General features: G+C 45.2%; 19 protein-coding genes and 1 other RNA gene. 16 read left to right on the forward strand and 4 right to left on the reverse strand.

Features of this window, described 5'->3' with window-relative positions; translation table 11 throughout:
• The first annotated feature begins 1 nt into the window (after nt 1).
• From ICN35_RS06660 to ICN35_RS06680, 5 genes are all read left to right on the forward strand, one after another.
• Entirely contained in the window at nt 2-1,291 is a 1,290-nt protein-coding gene (locus tag ICN35_RS06660; protein WP_216125521.1) for an amidase, read from the forward strand.
• Between the two features lie 47 nt (nt 1,292-1,338).
• A complete protein-coding gene (locus tag ICN35_RS06665; protein WP_216125533.1) occupies nt 1,339-1,845 on the forward strand; it encodes an HPP family protein in 507 nt (168 codons plus the stop codon).
• 148 nt (nt 1,846-1,993) lie between these two features.
• Nucleotides 1,994-2,983 carry a sulfurtransferase gene (locus ICN35_RS06670; protein ID WP_215318261.1) on the forward strand — a complete coding sequence of 330 codons (990 nt, stop codon included), beginning with the start codon at nt 1,994-1,996 and terminating at the stop codon, nt 2,981-2,983.
• A gap of 18 nt (nt 2,984-3,001) precedes the next feature.
• On the forward strand, nt 3,002-3,490 hold the full coding sequence (locus tag ICN35_RS06675; RefSeq protein ID WP_215318260.1) for a heme-binding protein: 489 nt from the start codon (nt 3,002-3,004) through the stop codon (nt 3,488-3,490).
• Between the two features lie 9 nt (nt 3,491-3,499).
• Complete coding sequence (locus tag ICN35_RS06680; RefSeq protein ID WP_215318259.1) at nt 3,500-4,492, forward strand: tripartite tricarboxylate transporter substrate binding protein; 993 nt, start codon at nt 3,500-3,502, stop codon at nt 4,490-4,492.
• A gap of 13 nt (nt 4,493-4,505) precedes the next feature.
• On the opposite strand, the gene ICN35_RS06685 is transcribed toward ICN35_RS06680, so the two are convergent.
• A complete protein-coding gene (locus ICN35_RS06685) occupies nt 4,506-5,483 on the reverse strand; it encodes a tripartite tricarboxylate transporter substrate binding protein (protein WP_215318258.1) in 978 nt (325 codons plus the stop codon).
• Nucleotides 5,470-6,777, reverse strand: a complete 1,308-nt coding sequence (locus tag ICN35_RS06690) for a Rieske 2Fe-2S domain-containing protein (protein WP_216125535.1) — start codon at nt 6,775-6,777, stop codon at nt 5,470-5,472. Before ICN35_RS06690 ends, ICN35_RS06685 begins: the two co-directional genes overlap by 14 nt.
• A gap of 42 nt (nt 6,778-6,819) precedes the next feature.
• Between ICN35_RS06690 and ICN35_RS06695 the strand changes: the two genes are divergently transcribed.
• A complete protein-coding gene (locus tag ICN35_RS06695) occupies nt 6,820-6,993 on the forward strand; it encodes a hypothetical protein (protein WP_216125537.1) in 174 nt (57 codons plus the stop codon).
• Between the two features lie 10 nt (nt 6,994-7,003).
• Here ICN35_RS06695 and ICN35_RS06700 read toward each other — a convergent pair whose 3' ends face one another.
• On the reverse strand, nt 7,004-7,984 hold the full coding sequence (locus ICN35_RS06700; RefSeq protein WP_216125540.1) for a tripartite tricarboxylate transporter substrate binding protein: 981 nt from the start codon (nt 7,982-7,984) through the stop codon (nt 7,004-7,006).
• Between the two features lie 127 nt (nt 7,985-8,111).
• Between ICN35_RS06700 and ICN35_RS06705 the strand changes: the two genes are divergently transcribed.
• From ICN35_RS06705 to ICN35_RS06715, 3 genes are all read left to right on the forward strand, one after another.
• Nucleotides 8,112-8,945, forward strand: coding sequence for a TauD/TfdA family dioxygenase (locus ICN35_RS06705; protein WP_216125542.1), 834 nt, complete (start codon nt 8,112-8,114; stop codon nt 8,943-8,945).
• A 79-nt stretch (nt 8,946-9,024) separates the two neighbouring features.
• The gene (gene htpG / locus ICN35_RS06710) at nt 9,025-10,926 is read left to right on the forward strand and encodes a molecular chaperone HtpG (protein WP_216125544.1); all 1,902 of its coding nucleotides are present in this window, start codon (nt 9,025-9,027) and stop codon (nt 10,924-10,926) included.
• 430 nt (nt 10,927-11,356) lie between these two features.
• Complete coding sequence (locus tag ICN35_RS06715; RefSeq protein ID WP_216125546.1) at nt 11,357-12,490, forward strand: linear amide C-N hydrolase; 1,134 nt, start codon at nt 11,357-11,359, stop codon at nt 12,488-12,490.
• A gap of 45 nt (nt 12,491-12,535) precedes the next feature.
• Here the strand turns inward: ICN35_RS06715 and ffs are convergent.
• Nucleotides 12,536-12,634: signal recognition particle sRNA small type (gene ffs, locus ICN35_RS06720), an RNA gene on the reverse strand.
• Nucleotides 12,635-12,666: 32 nt separating this feature from the next.
• Between ffs and dnaX the strand changes: the two genes are divergently transcribed.
• The 7 genes from dnaX (at nt 12,667) to ICN35_RS06755 (ending at nt 18,756) form a co-directional block, all read left to right on the forward strand.
• Nucleotides 12,667-14,358 (forward strand): DNA polymerase III subunit gamma/tau, encoded by a 1,692-nt coding sequence (gene dnaX / locus ICN35_RS06725; RefSeq protein WP_216125549.1) that lies wholly within the window; start codon nt 12,667-12,669, stop codon nt 14,356-14,358.
• A gap of 95 nt (nt 14,359-14,453) precedes the next feature.
• Nucleotides 14,454-14,777, forward strand: coding sequence for a YbaB/EbfC family nucleoid-associated protein (locus ICN35_RS06730; protein ID WP_215294972.1), 324 nt, complete (start codon nt 14,454-14,456; stop codon nt 14,775-14,777).
• Between the two features lie 36 nt (nt 14,778-14,813).
• Entirely contained in the window at nt 14,814-15,428 is a 615-nt protein-coding gene (recR, locus tag ICN35_RS06735) for a recombination mediator RecR (protein WP_216125552.1), read from the forward strand.
• 90 nt (nt 15,429-15,518) lie between these two features.
• Entirely contained in the window at nt 15,519-15,737 is a 219-nt protein-coding gene (locus tag ICN35_RS06740) for a ParD-like family protein (RefSeq protein ID WP_215294968.1), read from the forward strand.
• Nucleotides 15,734-16,006: a type II toxin-antitoxin system RelE/ParE family toxin gene (locus ICN35_RS06745; protein ID WP_215294966.1), complete on the forward strand. Its 273-nt coding sequence runs from the start codon at nt 15,734-15,736 to the stop codon at nt 16,004-16,006. The genes ICN35_RS06740 and ICN35_RS06745 overlap by 4 nt, the downstream gene beginning before the upstream one ends.
• Before the next feature lie 164 nt (nt 16,007-16,170).
• The gene (locus tag ICN35_RS06750) at nt 16,171-17,154 is read left to right on the forward strand and encodes a DUF6282 family protein (RefSeq protein WP_215318238.1); all 984 of its coding nucleotides are present in this window, start codon (nt 16,171-16,173) and stop codon (nt 17,152-17,154) included.
• 186 nt (nt 17,155-17,340) lie between these two features.
• The gene (locus ICN35_RS06755; protein WP_216125554.1) at nt 17,341-18,756 is read left to right on the forward strand and encodes a carbohydrate porin; all 1,416 of its coding nucleotides are present in this window, start codon (nt 17,341-17,343) and stop codon (nt 18,754-18,756) included.
• Nucleotides 18,757-18,884: the final 128 nt, after the last annotated feature.

Genomic DNA, 18,884 nt, shown 5'->3' on the forward strand with positions numbered 1-18,884 from the left:
TATGAGTGAGCAACAGGGCAAACCCCTTGGTTTAATTGCAGCGGTCAAGCAGATCAGCGAAGGCAAACTTGACCCACAAGCTTTGTTAACGCAATCATTTGAGCTAGCCAATCAATTAGAGCCTAACTTAAAAGCCTTTGTTTCCAGAAACACTTTAGAGGATTTAAAAAAGGCGATTGCGCCTGGACCTTTGTCAGGTATTCCGATTGGAATTAAAGACATTATTAATACCCAAGATTTAATCACCACCAATGGTTCACCAATTTACGCTAATCATCGTCCCCAGGAAGATGCGCCGATTGTGCAAAGAATTCGGGCATTGGGCGGGCTGATTTTTGGTAAGACCGTGACGACCCAATTTGCATGGAGAACCCCAGGGCCAACAGTGAACCCTTGGAATTCGGAACATACCCCAGGAGGCTCTTCTAGTGGATCTGCCGCTTCAGTAGCTGCCGGTATTCTGCCGCTTGCCGTCGGTTCTCAGACAGTAGGCTCGATTGTGCGTCCGGCAGCGTTTTGTGGCGTGGTGGGCTTTAAGCCTAGCTTTGGATCAATCATCAAAGAAGGTGTCCACCCGTTTGCTTATTCTTTAGATCACATTGGATTTTTTACTCGCTCTGTTGAGGACGCCGCTTTTGCGTTTCAATTGCTCAAAGATGGCAGTGCCAAAACAGCCCAAATTGTCATACCTGATTTGAAGTTAGCGCATGCGCCCAAAATAGCATTACTTAAAACACCGTTTGATCACTTAATGAGCGCCGAGCAACAGCAAACGCTGCAGTTCGCAGTTGAAAAGTTAGAGCAGGCTGGCGTGAGCGTAAAAACAATGGAGATCCCTGCGCAATACTGGGAGGGCATTGATCAAATGCCAACGATCATGGGCTTTGATGTTGCGCACATTCATCAAAAACACATGGAAAATAATCAAGAACTTCTTTGTGAAAATATTAAAGAGACCGCCACCAAGGGAGCAGAATATTCCCAGGCGCAATATGAAGCGGCCTTAGCAGTGCAAAGCAAATTACGTCACTCTGTTGGTGAGTTATTCAAAGACGTTGATGCTCTTTTATTAGCCCCAGCAACTGGTGAAGCCCCCAAAGGCTTGAGCTGGACCGGTGATCCTTCATTCTGCGCCCTAGGTAGTCTTTTAGGGATTCCGGCAATCAATATTCCAGTAGGTAAGTCTGCCAATGGGTTGCCCTTAGGTATTCAGCTGATGGGCAATTACAAAGCAGATGAGGCTTTCTTGAAAGTGGCTAAGTTTACTGAAGAGGCTATTGGCTCTCGTTGAGCAAAAGCGCTTTAGGCTATCTTTGATCAAGCGCTTATGATGAGGCAATGAAAACACGTTTGCTGCGCTTGCTTTGGGTATTGCTCGGATCTTCTGTCGCGATTTCTCTTGCCTTGTGGGTGACAAAAACCAACTCCCCACTATTGTTAGCCTCATTGGGCGGCACCACACTTTTTTTATTTGCTCTGACTACTGCCCCGGCTGCGCAGCCCAGAGCAGTCTTTGGCGCGCATCTTATTAGTAGCCTAGTAGGCATCTTGGCTTATCAATTATTTGGCGATGCCTTTTGGGTCTACATTATTGCTTTAGTAGTAACGATCGGCATCTTATTGGTGGTGAGATGTGTGCATCCGCCCGCAGGTGCAAACCCGCTCATTATGATTCAGGCCCATGCGACTTTTATTCATCTTGGTGTCACAGTATTACTGGGTGTCACTATTATTTTTCTAGTTGCTTACATCTGGAGCCGACTAGGTGTGGGAGTCAGAAAGTATCCAATCTCTTGGACCCAACCATCGCCACCCTCCTTAAATTGGAGCATCTGGGACCATTGAATTTTCTGAATAAAAAATGGTCAAAAGTTTTTACATCTAAAGCCTTTGGGAATTCAAATAATGCTATTCTGATACAAGGTATTTTTGGCGCTGCTTATTTGTTATCCCTTATGTGGGCTTTTAAATCTATTTAATTAAAGGAAGTACAGTGAAATCATTATTAGCAATCGTATTGGCATCTATTTTTTCCCTGGCATTTGCTCAGCAAAAAATAGCCATTATCCAAACCGATCAGATGCAGCAGGCAGTTGCGCGCGGTGCGATCATTTGGGACGTGCGTGATGAAAAGAGTTATTTAGAAGGCCACATCCCAGGCGCAATCAATATTGGTGAAGTCGGCGGCACACTTCGCGATCCAAATAAGGAAGACTACATTCCTACAGAACAAATCCAGAAGCTCTTTAACAGTGCCGGATTAGATGTGAATAAAGATGTTGTAGTTTATGGTGCGCGGGGCAATCCCTATGCCTATTTTGGTTTGTACACTATCAATTACTTTGGCGGAAAAAATGCGCAGATTTATCACGATGGCATTGATGGTTGGAAGCAAGCGGGTTTACCAATGCAAAAAGAGCGCCAAGCCTTACCACCGGTATCCGTCGCACTAGTAGCTCAGCCTCAGTTAGTAGTTAGCAATGAGGAGATGCTCAAGATTGCTCAATCAAAGTCAGTACAAATTATTGATGCCAGAACTCCCGATGAATTTTCGGGCAAAGATGTCAGAGCTATTCGCGGTGGCCATATTCCCAATTCCATCAATATTCCTTTTGAGGACAACTGGCAAGATCCGGCGACCGCGATTAAGTTGGGTAAAAAACAGGTTGCTGATAACTCCGGTATGGCACTGAAAAATCAAACAGATCTTAAAAAACTGTATGCCAATCTCGATCCTGATAAAGAGACAGTGGTGTATTGCCAAAGCGGGGTGCGCGCTGCTGAAACGGCAGTGGTATTAAAGACTTTAGGCTTTAAGAAGGTCAAAGTATATGACTCAGCTTGGCTAGGTTGGGGTAATAACCTCAAAGCGCCTGTAGCGGATGAAACTTTCTTAAATGTGGGCGCGCTCAATGCCAAGATGGCTGCAATGCAAAATAAAATTACCCAGCTAGAAGAAGCTTTAAAAAATAAAAGTAATTAGTGAACCGGAGCAAAAACCATGGCTGAAAAGCTCATTGCAAATCATTCAAGTCTTACTTTAGCTGATGCTGAACGGATCATTGATGAGGCTCTAAGATTGCGTTCAAAACATCAACTTTTGCCATTGGCAGTGGTGGTATTGGATTCTGGTGGGCATGTAGTCTCTTTTAAAAGAGAAGATGGTTGTGGTATCTTGCGTCACGATATTGCCATTGGTAAAGCTTGGGCATCTCTTGGGATGGGAATGCCAACTAGAACTATCCGAGATAGATTATCTGATCGGCCTAGTTTTCAAGCAGCTTTATCAGCTGCATCTGGTGGCAGATTTATTCCTACCCCAGGCGGTGTGTTGATTGTGAATCAAGACAGAGTAGCAATTGGCGCCGTTGGAATTAGTGGTGATGCATCAGATAAAGATGAATACTGCGCTATTGAGTCCATTAAATCGGCTGGCTTTATTGCGGAGCCGCCGATGCCAGCAGAAAATTGGAATGACGGAAAACTATAAGAGATCGTAATGAAATTGATGCAATCGCTGTTATGGGTGTTGGTATCTTATTTGGCCGTCTCGGCGAGCTTTGCTCAGACCGCAGGCCCATCTTCTACATACCCCGTTAAACCAATTCGTTTAGTAGTGCCGTTTCCTGCAGGTGGTCCTACCGATCAATTTGCAAGACAGTACGCACAGGCTTTGTCGACTCAATTGGGAAAACCTGTAGTTGTCGATAATAAAAGCGGAGCCAGTGGCGCAATTGGAAGTTTAGAAGTGAAAAACAGCGCCCCAGATGGATATACCTTGTTATTTGGAACTGCTTCTACTCATGTGCTGTACAGCTTAATTAATCCAAAGCCTCAGTATGATTCCATCAAAGACTTTACAGAAATTGCCGTGGTTGGGGATGCGCCTATTGTGTTTGCAGTAAGCCCAACAACCAAAGGGGGCTTGAAAGAGTTCATTGAATATGCACGTATCAACCCAGGCAAGTTGCAATATGGGTCAGCAGGAGAGGGAACGTATTTGCATATTGTCGGAGAGCGCTTGAAGTATGAATTAGGCGGGCTAGATATCCAGCACATTCCTTTTAGAGGAAGCGCGCAAGCAATCCCTGCTTTGATTGGCAATCAAGTCAATATGACGGTTGACACATTAGGTTCATTAATTCAACAACATCGTGCTGAAAAGTTAAGAATTGTTGCAATTGCGGCCTCTAAGCGATCTCCTTTGATTCCTGATGTGCCGACCGTAAATGAGGTAACGGGCTTAAAAGATTTCCAAGCGGCTTTATGGAATATTGTCTCAGCACCTGAGGGTCTGTCGCCTCAAGTGAATAATACCTTGATATTGGCGACAACTAAGGCTCTCAAAAACCCAGAGTTATTAGAAAAATTAAACTCAATATCCATTCAGCCCATTACCAATCTCACGGGAGTTGCCGCCACTGGATTTATTGCCAAAGAACTCGTTAGTTTGCGACCAGTAGTGCAGTCGGCTGGACTTAAAAAAGAGTAATCCCGCCTGCAGATTATTTTTCTAAAGTAATACCACCCTTTTTAATAATCGCAGTCCACTTCTTAATATCAGATGCCATCAAATTATTGAGATCTTCTGGTGGACCAATCATCGGTTCTGCCCCAAGCTCTGAAAACTTCGCACGCACTGTGGGGTCAGACAAGGCTTGGTTCACATCCTTATTGAGTTTATCCACAATAGATTTTGGGGTGTTTTTGGGTGCAATGAGCGCAAACCAAGCAGCAGATTCATAGCCTTTGAGGCCCGCTTCAGCGGCGGTGGGCACATCGGGAATAGCGGCTAAGCGTTTATTAGAGGCAACCGCTAGTGCTTTGACGTTGCCACTATTAATTTGTCCAACAACATTGGGAAATAACTGAAAACTCGTTGGAACGCGACCAGCTACTAAATCAGTCACCATATTGGCGGTAACACGATAGGGCACATGCAACATTTTGGCACCAACAAGTTGTTCGTAGTAGGCACCAGCTAAGTGCTGAGAGCTACCGTTACCAACAGAACCATAACCTACGTCAGGATTTTTTCGTACATAGTCATTTAACTGACCAAGAGTATTGATATTGAGGGTTGAGCTCACCACAATCACATTTGGCAACACTGCAAACACAGCGATGCCTTGAATCTCTTTTTCAGGGTCGTAACCCAGATCTGGATTTAAGATTTTATTAATCGCCAGGGGGCCAGAGGTGCTAATTCCAATCGTATAGCCGTCTGGTTCGGCTCGCACCAGCGCTGCAGTTCCAACATTACCGCCTGCTGCCGGGCGATTATCAAATACAAAACGGGTGCCAGTATTGTTACTCACCTTATCCAGTAATACACGAGTTACCACATCACTAGCACTGCCAGCAGAAAAAGGCACGATTACTGTCACGGGTTTATTGGGATAATTTTGGGCAAAGCTACTTGTGCTGAAGAAGCAGGTAATCAGACTAAAAAAAAGTGCAGTAAAAATATTAGTGCTTGGCATCATGAACCTTTCCCGTGGTGGAGTCAAAGCGCTCTTGCATTACTTCTTCTAAGGACAAACTGGCTTTCGTATGTGCTCCACCGCCGCGTAGACAATATTCATCAGGCAGGTGAGGAGACTCCGGTTTCTTGCCATTGGCATAAGCCTTCGCATCTTCTAATAAGATTTTTCTAAAACGAATGATGCCAACATCAGTAGGTGATAGATTTTCTTTGGTGCGGTCAACAATATAGCCCTGACTTTCTTGAGCCATCTGGTCTTGCTCAGCAATTCCTGAAATTCCGGTAAATGTAATTGTTTTTTGCTCTTCACGACTCATCAGATATTGATTGCTGCGGTTGCGCAGAGGGACATAGCCTGGGCCTAGTTTTGCAAATTGCCCATAACCACCTTGGATATATTTTTTGCGTTCTTCATCAGGAATGGGATGTTCTGGATGCCAAGCATAGACATACATCCAACAATGATGATCATCGATGGGCGTCCAAGAGTAACCATAGTAGGTTTCATTGGGCATTGCTGAAGGAGTGATGGAATGGGTTGGCAACATGTATTGAGTAAGGCGCCAATAGTGATCTCCTGGATCAGCATTTCTAGCGCCACCAATGAGAAAGCCCACGGTATGTTCAATGATCTTAAAACGGGGGGCTGGGTCATTGCGCAACCAGCGGATGCGTTTCTCATCAGCAGCAATATTGGTAGTGTCGTCTTTGAGAAATGCTGGGGCTGGCATATGTAAAAACGAGAAATGCGCAGTATCTAATGCACCCTCCATCGAATGCACCCAATTGCACTCGATTAAGCGTTTAGTGACATAGCGTTGATTAGGGGGAACAAGGCCAACTTCAAGTTGAGGAACGTCTTTGGGTTGTAGGTCTGCAGGACCCATATAAGCCCAAACCATGTCAGCAAACTCTTGCGTGGGATACGCCTTAATTTTGATCTTCCCATGATAGGCAGCATCTTTAGGGATATTGGGCATATCAATACAGTTACCGTGAATGTCGTATTTCCAGCCATGATAAATACAGCGAATGCCACACTCTTCATTTCTGCCAAAGAAAAGGTCTGCGCCACGATGGGCGCAAAACGGTTCGATTAAACCGGTTTTGCCATTGGTATCCCGAAATAGTAATAGGTCTTCACCCATGACCTTGACGCGAATAGGAGGGCAATCTGGCGCTGCTACTTCTTCTGAAAGAGCTACCGGATGCCAATGGCAGCGTAAATAATTACCCATCGGCGTATTGGGTTCACTAGTGACCAGAAATGCATTATCTTGCGCGGAAAGCATATACCCTCATCTTTGGCTTATGGTTCAAAGCTTATCGTTCGAATGATCTTATTACAAAAAATTAGTTTTGATGCCTTTGTGCTGCAGAGTAAAGCAAAACATACCTTGATTCATGCGATGCCGATTGTTGCATGCTTGGTAATCCAAGAGGGCTGGGATACAAAATCAAATGACTTAGCAAGAAGAAGCTTTGAAAAACAAAAGCAACTAATCTGAACCTAGCTTATTAATCAATCTGCGCCTTTGAGGTTCTGACAACTTCTCCCCATTTCTGAATATCTTTTTTGACGATTAAGGCAAATTCGTTGGGTTGCGTGATGAAAGGATCGGCACCCTGCGAATTAAATTTCTCAATGACTTCAGGATTTCGCAGAACCTCCGCTACATCCTGGTTGATTTTGCGAATGACATTGGGCGGCGTTTTTGCTGGAGCAAATAAGCCAAACCAGGGAGTGACATCAAAATCTTTAAAACCCGATTCTGCAATAGTTGGAATGGTAGGAAAGTTTTTGGATCGCACACCACTAGTCACAGCAACTGCTTGCAGAGTTCCAGACTTAATTGATCCTGCAACCGAGGGTAGGCTAGTAAATACGATATCAATTTGTCCACCCATCAAATCTTGCATGGCAGGAGCAGCGCCTTTATAAGGAATGTGCTCCATCTTAATGCCGGCAGTGGTATTGAACATTACGCCAAGCAAATGATTGACTGATCCATTACCGGCAGAGCCAAAAGTGAAGATCTTTGTTTTACCCATCTCCGCTAATTCTTTGGCTGATTTAAAAGGTGCGTTGGGTTTGCTGGTGAGGACAAAAGGTAAAACTGCAAGCGTAGCTACAGGGGTGAAGTCCCGTTCCACATTGAACGGTAAATTTTTATAAAGCGCGCCATTAATAGCGTGAGAACCTGCGTAACTCATCAGCAAGGTATAGCCATCTGCAGGTGCGAGAGCGACTAACTCCATTCCTACATTACCGCCAGCGCCTGGGCGATTTTCAACCACTACCGATTGCTGCCACTTTTCACCTAATTTCTGAGCCACAATTCTTGCTAAGGCATCTGAAGCGCCACCAGGTGTCTGCGGAACCAAAATCTTCACGGGCTTGCTAGGGAACTCATCTGCCCGCAGTTCTGAGATAGGTCCACCAATAAAAAGGAAAGGTAGCACAGAGAAAATGACCTTTTTTAGTATTCCTAATCTCATGTAATATTTCCTTTAGCAGGTGCATAACTGGTTGATTTGAATCAGTATACTCAAAGTAATTGAGAAATAAAGAATGGGGAAATCATTCCTTTATTCGATTTCTATGCAGTGATGATGGGGTCCCTAAATGGCTAATGTAACGATCAAAAAAATTTCTGGTGCTTTAGGTGCAGAGATTAGCGGCATCGATTTGAATCAGAAACTTTCTTCAGAAGAAATTCATTCGATTAAACAAGCTTTCTTAGATCACCAAGTAATTTTTTTACGTAATCAAGATATTGACGAAAAACATTTTCTCAATTTTGCTCGCTTAATAGGTAAGCCCATTAAGTATCCTTTTGTAAAAGGGCTCAATGAATTCCCCATGATTATTGAAGTGAAAAAATTAAAACATGAGAAAGTCAATTTTGGTGGTATTTGGCATTCGGACACTACCTATCTCAAGGTTCCCCCCAAGGCTTCCATGCTGCTATCTCAAAAAATTCCGCCTTACGGAGGCGACACTATGTTTGCCAATCAGTATTTGGCTTATGAGTCCTTATCTAGCACGATGAAACAATTGCTCGATGGTCTGATTGGTATTAGCAGTTCAGCTAAGGCAGATGTTTCTAAAACGCGGGAAGATCGCATCAAAAATGATGGCAGCGCAAAAGCGAATGAAGTGCTACTAGCCGAGCATCCCATTGTCAGAACCCATCCTGAAACTGGTAAGAAATCCCTATTTATTAATATTGCTCATACTATTGGCATCAAAGGGATGAGCCCAGAAGAAAGCCAGCCTTTACTGAACTTTCTCTTTGAGCGCCAAATCAAGCCTGAATTTACCTGCCGGTTTTCTTGGACTAAAAATGCCATTGCGCTTTGGGATAACCGCTGTGTATTGCACAACCCAATTAACGACTATCACGGCTTTGAAAGGCTAATGCTCAGAATTACCTTGCAAGGTGACCAGCCGGCCTAAGTGATCTTGCACGGCCCCTTGAAATTAGCAAAATCACCCCCAAATACCTAAAAGTTCATATTTTTATGGGATTCTAAAAATGACTGTTGCTACTAAAGAAACCTTAGGATTTCAGGCAGAAGTAAAGCAACTTCTGCAGTTGATGATCCACTCCTTATATTCCAATAAGGAAATTTTCCTGCGCGAGCTTATATCGAACGCCTCAGATGCTGCCGATAAATTGCGCTTTGAAGGCATTGCTCACCCTGATTGGTATGGCGATGATCCAGAGCTCAAGATCAAAGTGGAATTTGATAAGATTGCCAGAACCCTCACCATTACCGATAATGGTATTGGCATGAGCCGCGATGAGGTGATTAGTAACCTGGGTACGATTGCCCGCTCTGGCACGAAAGAATTCTTTTCCAAGCTCTCAGGTGATCAGCAAAAAGATGCTGCCTTAATTGGTCAGTTTGGTGTGGGCTTTTATTCGGCCTTTATCGTTGCCGACCGCATCACGGTAGATACCCGTCGTGCAGGATTGCCTGCCGCTGATGGTGTGCGTTGGGAATCGGATGGTTCTGGTGAATTTACGATTGAGCAAATTGATCTGCCACAACGCGGCACCAAAATTATCTTGCATTTGCGCGAAGGCGAAGATGATTTCCTCAATAGTTATCAGCTCAAGTCCATTATTCGCAAGTATTCAGACCATATCTCTTTGCCGATTCAAATGCGCAAAGAAGAGTGGGATGAGGATAAAAAAGAGCAAGTCATCAAAGATGAGCTTGAGAATATTAACCAATCTTCGGCACTTTGGGCTCGCAATAAGTCAGACATTACTGAAGAGCAGTACAACGAGTTTTATAAGCATCTTTCACATGATTATGAGAATCCGCTGCGCTATTCCTTAAATCGCGTAGAGGGTAGAAGTGAATTTACCCAACTGCTTTATGTACCTAGCAAAGCGCCATTTGATTTGTGGGATCGTAATAAGCGCGGTGGTATCAAGCTTTATGTAAAACGCATTTTTATCATGGATGATGCTGAAAAGCTCATGCCGATGTATCTGCGCTTTGTCACGGGTGTGATTGATTCGGTTGATTTGCCGCTAAACGTTTCTCGTGAAATCTTGCAAGAGTCTCGTGACATTAAAGTCATTCGTGAAAGTGCTACCAAGCGAGTACTGAGCATGCTCGAAGAATTGGCCAATAGCGACGATGAGGCTAAGAAAGAAAAATATCGCACTTTCTGGACCCAATTTGGTCAAGTACTCAAAGAAGGGGTTGGCGAAGATCAAGTAAACCAAGAGCGCATTCTCAAGTTACTTCGCTTTGCAAGCACCCAGACGGATTCTGCTGAGCAGACCGTATCCCTAGCGGAGTACATCTCTCGTATGAAAGAAGGCCAAGATAAGATTTACTTCGTCACTGGCGAAACTTTTAACGCAGCTAAAAATAGCCCGCATCTAGAGATCTTCCGCAAGAAAGGCGTTGAGGTGCTCTTGCTATCGGACCGTGTCGATGAGTGGATGCTTTCTTTCATCACTGAGTTTGATGGCAAGCAATTGGCATCCGTTGCCAAGGGTGGCCTCGATTTAGGAAGTCTGAGTGATGAAAAAGAAAAGAAAGAGCATGAGGAGACTGAGAAGCAGTTCAAAGACTTAGTTGAGCGCATGAAAAAAGTGTTAGAAGAGAAGGTTAAAGATGTACGTGTGACCTTCCGCTTAACAGATTCCCCAGCGTGTTTGATTGCCGATGAAAATGAGCTATCTGGCAACTTGCTACGCATGCTCAAAGCAGCAGGGCAAAATGCTCCTGATATGAAGCCCATATTAGAAATTAATCCGGAGCATCCATTGCTAGCAAAACTTAAAAGCGATGATCAGCATTTTGATGATTGGACCAATCTCTTGTTTGATCAAGCCTTATTGGCAGAGGGCGGCCAACTCAATGATCCAGCGAGTTTTGTAAAGCGCATGAATCAACTGCTGTTAAATTAAATCAATCACACCCCCATCAGCGATGATGGGGGTAATAATTGGTTGGGAGCCACTAAATAAACTCGGCTTGACTTGGTATCTATCTAGCTTAAAGCAACTAGTTGGGACCAGATTCCTTTCTTTCCTACATCCGAACCATCCGCGATCCCTTTCTATTGTCTTCCCAAGCCTCTACGCTAAATCTTTCTATGTAGAGGAGGGTTCAGTTTGCAAGTTTCTGTTGAGTGCACCCATAAGACATTGCGTCTGTTTAAGATCCAGCTAGATATCCGAACTGTTCTAGTTTTAGCCATTATTTGGATGATTTGGGGAATATTTAGGATTTTGAAGATCTTCTAGATTTCTGGATTTTTTAGTCCGCCCCTCAGTTAGAATGTTTTTAATGGCAGCAAAATAAGCTGCTTATCTCATTTTAACAAAAGGGGTAGCTGTGCAAAATCAAGTTAAACAAAGTTGGAAGAATCAACTCACCAAGAAAATCGTCGCCACTAGCGTGTGCGCTTCTTTGGCATTGACTCCTCTCATTAGTAATGCCTGTACAAGCTTTTTGCTCAAAGGCAATGACAACGGTTACGTGTATGGCAGAACGATGGAGTTTGGTTTAGCGCTCAAGTCGCAGCTCACCCTCATTCCTAAAAATACGGCTATGCAAGGTGTGGGTGTGGATAGCAAACCCGGTACAGGTCTCAATTGGACGGCTAAATATACCGCCGCTGGTATGAATGGTTTGGGTTTGCCAGTACTCGTTGATGGTATGAATGAAAAAGGTTTGGTCGGTGGCTTACTTAATGCTCCCAATACCGCAGTATTTCAGGCGGTGCCAGCAGCCGATTCCGCTAAGAGTATTGCGTCAGTGCAGATGCTCACTTATGCCTTGACCAACTATGCAACGATTGATGAAGTCAAAGCCGGCTTTCCGAAGATTTTGGTGAATCGTTCCCTCATTCCGGCATTTCATAATCAATCGGCACCTGTCCGCATGACCTTGCATGATGCGATGGGTAAGAGCCTAGTCATTGAGTATCTAAAAGGCGAGTTAGTGATGACCGATAACCTAACTGGGGTGATGACGAATGATCCTGCCTTTCGAGAGCAGCTCAACAATATTGGTAACTACGCAAATCTGACGAATGTAGAGCGCAATGCTTTGGTAATTAATGGCGCTAGTTTTGTTCCACCAAGCTCCGGTAGCGGTTTGCATGGCCTACCGGGAGACTACCTCAGTCCGAGTCGTTTTATTCGAGCGCTATTTTTAACCAAGTCCGTACCAACCACTTACTCGACTGCGCAGCATACCAATACCGCTTGGCATATTTTGGGTAGCTTTGATATTCCTCCTGGTGCGATTAGTTTGCCTGCAAGCAATGCTTATGGTGGGGGGGCAGGTGGTATTGAGATTACAGAATGGTCTGTGGTTGCTGATAATAAAAATCGGATGTATTACGTCAAGATGTTTGAAAGCACCAATGTGTTGGCGTTTGACTTTAAGAAGATTGATCCCAATGCCAAAGAGGTGCAGTTTTACGATCTCAATAAACCTCAGACCTATATTCCCATCAATTAGGGATGTTTGATCTCACTTCGTAATGGCAGTAATGGCAGGCTGGGGGTGGATGAGCCAAACCCCCGGCACTGGCAGAAATTGGGTTTGGCTGCTTCGTTCCCGACCTGACCAGGTTATCCAACCCACCATGCGGGGAGGCCCATCCTCTTCCATTTTAGCTTGTTAGAATGTAGGACATGACAGCACTGGCATTAGCCCGTTCGTGGCGCCCTAAAACATTCTCCGAATTGGTGGGGCAAGACCATGTGGTGAAAGCCTTAACCCATGCTTTAGATCAGGGTCGCTTGCATCATGCGTGGCTCTTTACGGGCACTCGTGGAGTCGGTAAGACCACGATTGCACGCATTATGGCTAAAGCGCTCAATTGCACAGGATCGGACGGATCGGGCAAGATGACATCAGAGCCTTGCGGCAAATGTCCATCTTGCTTAGAGATTAATGAAGGTCGCTTTGTTGACTACATCGAGATGGATGCAGCGAGTAATCGCGGTGTAGATGATATTGCTGCACTTCTGGAAAAAGCAGCCTACGCACCGAGTAATGGTCGCTATAAGGTTTACATGATTGACGAGGTGCATATGCTCACCAATCATGCCTTTAATGCCATGCTCAAAACATTAGAAGAGCCCCCAGAGCACGTTAAATTTATTCTGGCTACTACGGATCCACAAAAGATCCCTGTGACCATTTTGTCGCGTTGCTTGCAGTTCAATCTCAAGCAAATGCCAGTGCCACTCATCGTTGAGCACTTGGAGAAAGTACTCGCTGCAGAAAAGGTTACCTATGAAGTTAATGCACTGCGTGTTTTAGCAAAAGCAGCGCAAGGCTCGATGCGCGATGCTTTATCACTCACAGATCAAGCAATTGCTTATGCTGCTGGTAAGGTCACCGAAGAATCAGTGCGCGGCATGCTCGGCACATTAGATGATGCGTATCTCATTCGGATTTTAGATTGCATCATTGCCAAAGATGGCGCAAGCCTTTTGGCAGTTGCCAATGAAATGGGTGAGCGCAGCATGTCTTTCTCATTAGCATTGCAAGACTTATCTAGCTTGTTGCAAAAAATTGCAGCAGCCCAAGTCGTGCCAGAGTCTGTCTTAGAGGATTGGCCAGAAGCAGGTGAGATTCGTCGCTTAGCAGGACAACTCACCAAAGAAGAAGCACAACTCTTCTACCAAATTACGATTACAAGCCGTCCTGACCTATCGCTCGCACCCGATGAGCAAACTGGTTTTGCTATGACACTTTTACGCATGCTGGCGTTTCGTCCGGGAAGCAGCAATAGCGGTGGTGGTGGAGGTTCTGCGCCCACACCTTCAGCACCATCGGCACCACCAGTCAATACTGCCCGTTCAGCCTCTGCTCCTGCGCCTGCCGCTAAAGCAGCGCCAGCATCTGCAAGTCCTAAGTCGGTTACCTCTGCCTCTGCTCCTGTTACTACAGCTGCCCCGGTCGCTGCTGCTAGCGCAGTTGGCAACCCTGCCGAGCGTCCCGATTGGCATAGCTTGATGCGTCAGTTACCAGTCAAAGGTTTGGTGCAGCAATTGGCATTTCAGACAGAGTTACAAGATTGGGTAGATTCCCCTGCGGCTGTGAAAGCAAGCATTCTGACTCCAATGCCGCAGTTAGCTTCCGAGGCTTCTATCGCCCGCCTAGCTGATGCACTGACTGCGCACTTCGGTAAAACAGTCAAGATCGTGATTGAAAAAGGTGAAGTAGAAGGCAAGACGGTTGCCAAAGTAGATGCACAGATTCATCAAGAGAAAAGAATGAACGCCGAGCAATTGATTGCAGCCGATCCTTTTATTCAGCAATTAGAAAAAGAGTTTGGCGCTAAAGTCGTTGGTGGCTCAGTCAAGCCACTGTAATCTGGCCTCTTTAAATTCATTCATAAGTATTAATCATAGTAAGCAACATAAGTAATCAACATAAGCAATCAACATAAGTACTGAGGAATAAAGCGATGATGAAAGGTGGACTTGCTGGTCTCATGAAACAGGCTCAGCAGATGCAAGAGAAGATGAAAGTAGCGCAAGAGCAATTGGCTGCGCTAGAAGTCACTGGTCAAGCGGCTGGTGGCTTAGTCAAGGTGACCGTCTCTGGTAAGTACGAGATCAAACGGGTGCAGATTGATCCAGGCGCAATGGATGACCGTGAGATGTTAGAAGACTTAATCGTTACTGCTTATACAGATGCGTTTAAGCAAGTAGAAGCGGCTAGCGGGCAACTGATGTCAGGCGCTACTGCTGGCATGCCAATGCCTCCGGGCTTTAAGTTGCCGTTCTAATTGACCTTGTTAGTTTTTTCTTCACTACCTAAATAGATGGCGCGCATAGAAGCACCTCAAGATGCACTCGGTCGCTTGATCGAGGCATTGCGGGTATTGCCTGGAGTGGGTCCTAAATCGGCTCAGCGCATGGCCTTTTATTTATTACAGCATGATCGCAATGGCGCAGCAGTGCTTGCTCAATCATTAGGCGAAGCGGTCGAGACCGTTGGTCACTGTGCCCGTTGTAATACTTTTTCAGAAACGCAAATCTGTAGCACTTGCTCTGATGGTCGTCGTGACCCATCACTGCTGTGTATTGTAGAAACGCCTGCTGACCAAGTGATGGTAGAGCAGACCTTGAGTTTTAAGGGCAACTACTTTGTCCTCATGGGTCGCATTTCACCACTCGATGGTATGGGACCCAATGAAATTCATTTTGATCGCTTACTCACTCGTATAGAGAACCCAGATACTAGTGTGCCGATTCGAGAAGTGGTGTTAGCAACGAACTTTACGAGTGAGGGCGAAGCAACAGCCCATTACATTGGTGAAGTACTCAAAGCTAAAGGTATTAAAGTCACGCGTATCGCACGCGGTATTCCGGTAGGTGGAGAGCTCGAGTATGTGGATGCAGGTACCTTGGCCAGGGCTCTCATGGATCGTCGTTAGTCTTTTATTTCCTAAATTCCTCAAATGCCAAAAGGTTGCAAATTGCAACCTTTTGTGTTAAATTACATCTATATTTATTGAGGGGTAATTATGGCTATAGCTATCAAGTTATCTGATCTTTTAGTAGAGGATGCAAAGCCTTATGCACAGGCAATGCATCGCTCCGTTCCTAAGCAGATTGAGTATTGGGCTCGTTTAGGTAAAGTCGCAGAGGAGAATCCTGACTTACCAGTTCATATGTTGCAGGATATGTTGGTCAGCATCGAAGAGGTGAAGGTTGGCAATCTAAATCCCTATAAATTCGGATGATTGTATTTACGACACCTAGATTTGATAGGGCTATTAAGAAGATATCGCCTGCTGAGAAAAAGACTCTTGATGATACCGTCAAGAGCATAGTTGCTGACCCATCTCAGGGTGAGATGAAAAAAGGCGATTTAACAGGTATCCAGGTATTTAAATTTAGACATCTAACGCAGCAGATGTTGTTAGCTTATTCCGTCAGTCTTGATGGATCTAAGCTTGTGCTGATGGGGTATGGGGTTCACGAAAACTTCTATCGTGATTTGAAGCGATAAGCATTAAAGCAAGCGTTGTTCCGGTACGAATAAGTTCGCAGCTGTATCGCCCCTTTATCACTCTCTGAGCCCATCGCCTAGGGGGAACTACTTAAATACCCTTTGGGATAGATGCATTAGAGTCAACTGATTACAAAAAAGTAGTTTAATCAGGGAGATGACTCATGCGTAAATTTCAGTCCACCAAGGTCTTAGTAGCCAGCTTAATGAGTGCTGGTTTGATATTGACTTCGAATATGACTCAGGCACAAGTAGGCTTTCCGCCACCGCCACCAAAAGTGAGTCCTGCAGCAGGTGTGATTGATATGCACGTGCATCCTGATCCAGATGTATTTGGTAGAGCCTTAACCGATTACGAGTTAGCCACCATTGCTCGTCGCAAAGGCATGCGCGGTATTGTGATTAAAAACCATGTGGTCACTACCAATGATCGCGCCGCTTTAGTGATGCAACAAGTCCCCGGTATTGAAGTGTGGGGCGGTATTGTTCTAAATAAATCCGTTGGTGGTGTGAATCCTTCTGCAGTGGAGTGGATGCACCGGATGTCTGGTGGTCGTGGCAAAGTGGTATGGCTACCTACCTTTGACTCTGATAAGCATGTTAAGACCTTAGTTGATAAGAACCAATCTGGCATCGTGGTTGCGCCCAATGGCCAAGTCACACCAGAGCTTGAAGAAGTATTAAAAATCATTGCTCGTGAGGATTTGATTCTGGCGACAGGTCACATCTCTGCAGAAGAAGTAGTGGCAGTAGTCAAGCGCGCAAAAGAATTGGGCGTGAAAAATATTTTAATTACCCATGGCCTAACCAATATCCCAGGCCTATCTTGGGAGCAAGCTAAGCAAGTCACTTCCATGGGCGCCTATATTGAAATTTGCTACCTGCAATTTATGACCGGTCCTACAGCGCAGTACAAATGGATGACGCATTGGGAGAAGGTCGATGCCACCGTGGTTGCTAAAGCGGTCAAAGAAATTGGTGCAGACCATTTAGTACTTTCAACTGACTTAGGTCAGCAAGGCATGATGACTCCACCAGATGGTGTTGAGAATGAAATTGCAGCAGTTAAAGCTGCAGGTGTGTCACAAGCAGACATCGATAAGATGATGAAAAAGAACCCAGCAAAACTATTGGGTCTCAAAGACTGAGGCGCATCCCCCGCCAGGCATGACACTTTTGTCATGCCTGAGACATAAAAACTAGGTAAATTGCTCCTTTTTGGGGATAATTTGGGCTACGCCACACTGGGGTTTTAATCTTCGGTGTGAAGGTCTAGTTTTCTCTATCGGTATGTAGCCAGTGTTTTGATGCACTGGCACCCAAAGACATCGCGAATGATCCGCAAGTTTTATTTCCTTCTCCTGTTGAGCATTTTGTGCACTTTTCTTGGAGCTTCTGCGTTTGCGCAGAGGGCAGGGTCAGGCGCTGACCAAATTGCCAGTTTTGCTAACGACCTTTCTTGGTTACCAACTGAAGGTGAGATTTTTGGTCTGCCCGTCAATATTCACGGTCAAAGCACTTATATCAATCAGCGTTATAACAATTTCACCTCCAGCTATTCAGGTCTTAATAGTATGAGTGCTCTGAAGTCAATGAGCTACACCTGGTCTGGTACTTTGTTCTTTGGTGCGCGCTTGGCACCTGACACCGATTTTTATTTCAACCCAGAAGTGGTTTCTGGTGTGCCATTCTCTGGCCTAACGGGTCTTGGCGGCTTTACAAACGGTGAGGCTACCAAAGCGGGTGGCGCTCAAGCCAAGTTTTATTCTGCACGCGCATTCTTGCGTCATACCATCAACCAGGAGGGCGATAAGGTGGTGCTTGAGGATGATGCGAATCAAATTACGCAAACCGTCAGCAGCAATCGAGTGGTGATTACTGCCGGTCAATTTTCTACTTTAGATATTTTTGACGATAGTCGTTACGCAAAAGATCCTCGCATCCAGTTCATGAACTGGGGCAATATGACTTATCTGGCGTATGACTATGCTGCTGATGCGCGTGGCTACAGCACTGGTTTAGCGGGTGAGTGGTATCTGAGTAACTGGGTTTTGCGCGCCTCACGCATGTTGGCACCAAAAACCCCCAATGGTCGTGATCTCAATTGGCAAATCTTTAACACCTACGGTGACCAGGTGGAAGTAGAGCGTCAGCACCATATTGCTGATCTGCCAGGTAAGGTGAGCGTCTTAGCTTATCGCAACAGAATGATCTTGGCGCGCTTTCAGGATGCAAGCAATTATGTGATTGCTAATAATGCGCAAGGCACGCAAGCGATTAATAACGTACGTAACAACTACCAATACAAAACGGGTGTTGGTATTCATGGGGAACAAGCGCTGACTCATGACTTGGGTATCTATGGCCGCGCATTCACATCCGATGGTCATACAGAAACGATGTCTTTCACTGAAGCCGATAACTCCGTCTCAGTGGGTATGGGTATGAATGGCACTTCTTGGAGTCGTCCAAGCGATAGTATCGGAATCTCGATGATGCAAAACGGCCTATCGAGTTACAGAAGAGGCTATCTACAAGCAGGTGGCGTGTCTTACTTTATTGGTGACTATGCGAGCGCATCGCAGACTATTTCTTATCGCCCAGAGCGTATCGGCGAGGTGTACTACAACGCCCTGCTTGTGAAAAATGTTCTTGGCGGCGTGAACTTTCAGCATATTCAAAATCCAGCCTATAACTCTGCCCGCGGCCCTGTAAATATCGTCTCATTCAGGATTCATGCTGAGTTTTAAGGGTTTGGCGGGGTGTGGACGTCCTGAAGACTTCATTATTATCTTTAGAATCAAAGAGATAGCAATCGTCAATAATTCGACATTTGCGTTTTCTACCCTATAATCCTCTAAACCCCCTGTAACAGGTA

The sequence above is a fragment of the Polynucleobacter sp. es-GGE-1 genome, assembly GCF_018882005.1.
GTDB lineage: Bacteria > Pseudomonadota > Gammaproteobacteria > Burkholderiales > Burkholderiaceae > Polynucleobacter.

Bases quoted from the DNA above. Each gene is read 5' to 3' on its own strand.
- ICN35_RS06660 (WP_216125521.1), top strand. From the start codon at position 2: ATGAGTGAGCAACAGGGCAAACCCCTTGGTTTAATTGCAGCGGTCAAG.
- ICN35_RS06665 (WP_216125533.1), top strand. From the start codon at position 1,339: ATGAAAACACGTTTGCTGCGCTTGCTTTGGGTATTGCTCGGATCTTCT.
- ICN35_RS06675 (WP_215318260.1), top strand. From the start codon at position 3,002: ATGGCTGAAAAGCTCATTGCAAATCATTCAAGTCTTACTTTAGCTGAT.
- ICN35_RS06680 (WP_215318259.1), top strand. From the start codon at position 3,500: ATGAAATTGATGCAATCGCTGTTATGGGTGTTGGTATCTTATTTGGCC.
- ICN35_RS06685 (WP_215318258.1), bottom strand. From the start codon at position 5,483: ATGCCAAGCACTAATATTTTTACTGCACTTTTTTTTAGTCTGATTACC.
- ICN35_RS06690 (WP_216125535.1), bottom strand. From the start codon at position 6,777: ATGCTTTCCGCGCAAGATAATGCATTTCTGGTCACTAGTGAACCCAAT.
- ICN35_RS06695 (WP_216125537.1), top strand. From the start codon at position 6,820: ATGATCTTATTACAAAAAATTAGTTTTGATGCCTTTGTGCTGCAGAGT.
- ICN35_RS06700 (WP_216125540.1), bottom strand. From the start codon at position 7,984: ATGAGATTAGGAATACTAAAAAAGGTCATTTTCTCTGTGCTACCTTTC.
- ICN35_RS06705 (WP_216125542.1), top strand. From the start codon at position 8,112: ATGGCTAATGTAACGATCAAAAAAATTTCTGGTGCTTTAGGTGCAGAG.
- htpG (WP_216125544.1), top strand. From the start codon at position 9,025: ATGACTGTTGCTACTAAAGAAACCTTAGGATTTCAGGCAGAAGTAAAG.
- dnaX (WP_216125549.1), top strand. From the start codon at position 12,667: ATGACAGCACTGGCATTAGCCCGTTCGTGGCGCCCTAAAACATTCTCC.
- ICN35_RS06730 (WP_215294972.1), top strand. From the start codon at position 14,454: ATGATGAAAGGTGGACTTGCTGGTCTCATGAAACAGGCTCAGCAGATG.
- recR (WP_216125552.1), top strand. From the start codon at position 14,814: ATGGCGCGCATAGAAGCACCTCAAGATGCACTCGGTCGCTTGATCGAG.
- ICN35_RS06740 (WP_215294968.1), top strand. From the start codon at position 15,519: ATGGCTATAGCTATCAAGTTATCTGATCTTTTAGTAGAGGATGCAAAG.
- ICN35_RS06745 (WP_215294966.1), top strand. From the start codon at position 15,734: ATGATTGTATTTACGACACCTAGATTTGATAGGGCTATTAAGAAGATA.
- ICN35_RS06750 (WP_215318238.1), top strand. From the start codon at position 16,171: ATGCGTAAATTTCAGTCCACCAAGGTCTTAGTAGCCAGCTTAATGAGT.
- ICN35_RS06755 (WP_216125554.1), top strand. From the start codon at position 17,341: ATGATCCGCAAGTTTTATTTCCTTCTCCTGTTGAGCATTTTGTGCACT.